2 protein-coding genes are annotated in these 3,415 nt (G+C 69.8%); one reads left to right on the top strand and one right to left on the bottom strand.

The window, feature by feature from the left end; all coding sequences use genetic code 11:
- Positions 1-107 precede the first annotated feature (107 nt).
- The gene (locus tag FJ108_18200; protein ID MBM4337824.1) at positions 108-2,081 is read right to left on the bottom strand and encodes a hypothetical protein; all 1,974 of its coding nucleotides are present in this window, start codon (positions 2,079-2,081) and stop codon (positions 108-110) included.
- A gap of 125 nt (positions 2,082-2,206) precedes the next feature.
- Between FJ108_18200 and FJ108_18195 the strand changes: the two genes are divergently transcribed.
- Positions 2,207-3,415 (top strand): hypothetical protein (locus FJ108_18195; GenBank protein ID MBM4337823.1); only part of this gene is annotated, 1,209 nt, incomplete at its 3' end.

Here is a 3,415-nt window from a genome sequence, read left to right as displayed (position 1 = left end):
CCATCCCCTCGAAGGCCGCCGCTGGCCCTCGGCCGCCGAGCCACCACCGCCGACGCCCTCGCAGCGCACCGCGACCACCTACGGATCACCGTGGTGAGAAATGCGGGCTAGCGGCCGGCATTGGCCGCGACCGATTCGCGCTGCACGGATTCCCACCACCAGATCAGCCGCTCGAGCTCCGGGTTTCCGTCGGAGACGCGATCGGTGGTGTCGAAACGCAGCTCGCTGTCGAATCCCCGCAGGCAGAGCAGGCGCGGGTGCTCGGGCACGGCCATGTACTGCAAGATGCGCCGGCCCGGCACCGGGACGAAGCGCGGCTTCGCGCTCGCGGTATCGACGCGCGCCGAGAGCGAGCGCTGCAACGCCGCGCGAACGTCCGAGAGCCCGATCGGCTCGGGCCAGTCCCCGCCGAGGCCGGACACGACCAAGGGAACACGTGTCTGTGTCGCATCGAGCGCCAGACCGTGCCCGAGAACGCCGTCTTCGAAGAGCGCCTCGCCGTGGTCCGAGGTGACGATCACGGCGAGCTCGCCGCTGCCGATCCGCGCGCGCAGCTCGCCGACCAGAGCCTCGATCGCACGGTCCACGTTCGCCGCCGCATTGGCATAGGTCGCGTGCACGGCCGCGGAATTCCCGGGACGGATCCGGTTGCGCGGCAGGCGTTCGACGCCGAGCACGTCGTCGAGCTCGCGATGGTCGTAGGGGAAGTGCGTGTCGCCGTAGTTCACGTAGAGCAGCAGGGGCTGCTGCGGATCCCAGCCGGCGAGATACGCGAAGACGTGCTCGTTCAGCCGCTTCCACGAGACCGCGAGGCTTCCCGAGGTGTGGAACGGCGAGATGCTGCGCGCCGCGTCCTTGCGCGCGTCGAAGTGGACGTCGACGCGCTCCAGGCCGAGCATCGAGCTCTCGCGCGCTCCGAAGGACTCGTCCTGGGCCGAGAACCAGGCCACCTCGTAGCCGTTGGCGTGGAAATCGTCGACCAGCGTGGATTGCCCGGGATACGGCGCGAGTCGCCCGCCGACGAACTGCCCGCGCGAGCGCGCCGTGTACGGGGAGTTCGCGTAGGCATGGGCCGAGCTCGCCCCCTCTCTTGCCAGGCGATCGAGGAACGGAGTGATATCGCGCCCCGCGAGAGATCCCCCGATCGAGTCCGCGCGCATCCCCTCGAGAAAGACGAGCAGGACGTGCGGGCGTGACGCGAAGACCGGCCGCTCGACGAACTCGTCGGGCGGAGGCCGGTAGTCCGCCGGGCTGTCACCGGCTAGCCCGTTCTCGTCGATCCCGTTTCCAGGCAGGTCGAGCGCGAAGGGATTTCGCGCGCCGTCGAACGGCGCCTGATCCAGCGGCCGTTTCGCGAGCCCGTAGCCGTCGAGATCGAAGTCGGTGATCCGGCCCGCGAGCGCGGTCAGCGCAAGGCCCGACGCCTTCCGTTCGAGCGCCTCGCATCCGGCTCCCCCGCGCAGGCAGAACGGCGGCAGCAGCGCCGAGCTCGCGGCCATGGCGACCGCGCAGAGACCGAAGGTGCTCGCGGCCGAGGGCAGCCCGAATCCCGCGGGGCTCGGCGCGCCGAGTCCGGCGCGAAGCGAACGCACCAGCAGGATCCCCGCCCCGATCGTCGCGCCGATCCCGCCCGCGATCGGCAGCACGTGCGCACTCGCCTGCGCCAGCCACTCGAGCGGCGACCCTCCCGCGAGTGCGAGCAGCAGGCTCGGGTCGAGCAAGTTGCCCATGAATCGCGAGAGCTGATAACGGACGTAGACGAACGCCACCGGAGGGACCAGCGCGACGAGCGCGGCGGCCGCAAGGCTCTGCCGCGAGGACAGCCGCAGTCGCGCGAGCAGCGGGAACGCGACGCTCCACGAGAACAGCACCAGCGCGACGTCGAAGATCAGCGAGGCCACGAGAAACAGGCCGAAGGAGATCGGCGTGTTCAGCGGCTCCAGCACCAGGAAGCCCCCGGTGAACAGATAGGTCGCTCGCGCGGTCAGCAGGGACTCGACCAGCGTGAGAAGTCCCGCGCACAGACCGAGCAGGAGTCCCCACGGACGGCTCCACCCGCCAGTCCATGCCGATCGGACCATCACTGGTACACTCCGAGTGCAGCTCCTGCCGACAAAGGCCGATACCGTGGGCCTCGCGCACTATAGCGCCGAGGCGGGTCCGGCGCCCCGGCAGCGTCAGCGGATCAGGGTCGGGAGACACACGGATGCAGGCCACTGCCGATTCGAAGCTCTCCCGCACCCGGCTCGCCTCGGCAGAGGTGGTCGATCTGCGCTTCGCTCGGATCACGGCCGTAGTGATCGCCGCGGTCTGCGTGGTGCTGTGGCTGATCGGCTGGCAGCTGCGCGGCTGGATCTCCGCCTGGCCGCGCTTCGCGGACGACGCCTACTACTACCTCGTGATCGCCGGGAATGCCGCGACGGGGCACGGCTTCACGATGGATCGCATCTCCCCGACGAACGGCTTCCAGCCGCTCTGGATGTGGCTTCTCGTGCCGATCGCTCGACTCGTGGGGGACGACGCGAATCTCCTGCTTCTCGTCGTGCAGGGAATCTGCGTCGCGATCTTCGCCGTGGCCGGCGGACTGCTCTGCGGTCTCCTGCGCGCGCAAATCGGACGGGTTCCGGCGCTGATCGCGGGGCTCCTGCTGTTCTTCCCGCGGATCGAGAACGCCCTGCTCTCTGGAATGGAGGCGGCGCTGCTCTTGTCGATCTTCGCGGCTCTGCTCATCGAGGCGCTCCGCAGCGGTGCGTTGTCGAATCCGGAGCCTCGCGCTTCGGACGCGCGTACCGGCGCGCTGGTCGGGTTGCTCATGCTCGCGCGCTTGGACTCCGTGTTCGTCGCTCTGGCTCTCGCCGCGTGGGTCGGTGTCCAAGGGCTCGCTCACGGCGAGGGCACGCTCGTCGAGCGCCTGCTTCGCACCGCGCGCAAGGGACTGGGGGTCTTCTGGCCGGCCGTTCTGCTGCTGGTTCCGTATCTCGCCTGGAACCGGCTCGAGTTCGGCCACTTCGTGCCGATCAGCGGCACGCTCAAGACCAGCTTCCCGGTGGCTGGCTTCGAGCCGGGGCACATGAACGCCGAGCACGTCGCTCTGCTCGCGCTCGCGCTCGCCGGCGTCGCCGTCGGTTTCCGACGCGGCGCACGCAGGGATCCGCTGGTCGAGCTGATCGCGGTCCTGTCGCTCGGGCTCGTGGCGCACGCTCTCCACGCCGTGATCTACATGCGCTGGGGGGTGCTGTCTTGGCATTTCGCAGGGCTGATCCCGGCGGGCGCGGTCGGCGCTGCACTTCTCGCGCGCGCCGTCGAGAGGAGGCTTCCGCGCGCGATCGTGGCCGCCGGTATGGTCGGGCTCGCGGCTCTGCAGGTCCTCGCGCTCGCATACTCGATCTCGCGACTCGGGCACACGTTCACGCGG

The sequence above is a fragment of the Deltaproteobacteria bacterium genome, from assembly GCA_016875225.1.
GTDB lineage: Bacteria > Myxococcota_A > UBA9160 > SZUA-336 > SZUA-336 > VGRW01.
The sequence above is the reverse complement of the archived record's forward strand: the minus strand, read 5'-3'. Positions and strand labels throughout refer to the sequence as shown.

Bases quoted from the DNA above. Each gene is read 5' to 3' on its own strand.
- FJ108_18200 (MBM4337824.1), bottom strand. From the start codon at position 2,081: ATGGTCCGATCGGCATGGACTGGCGGGTGGAGCCGTCCGTGGGGACTC.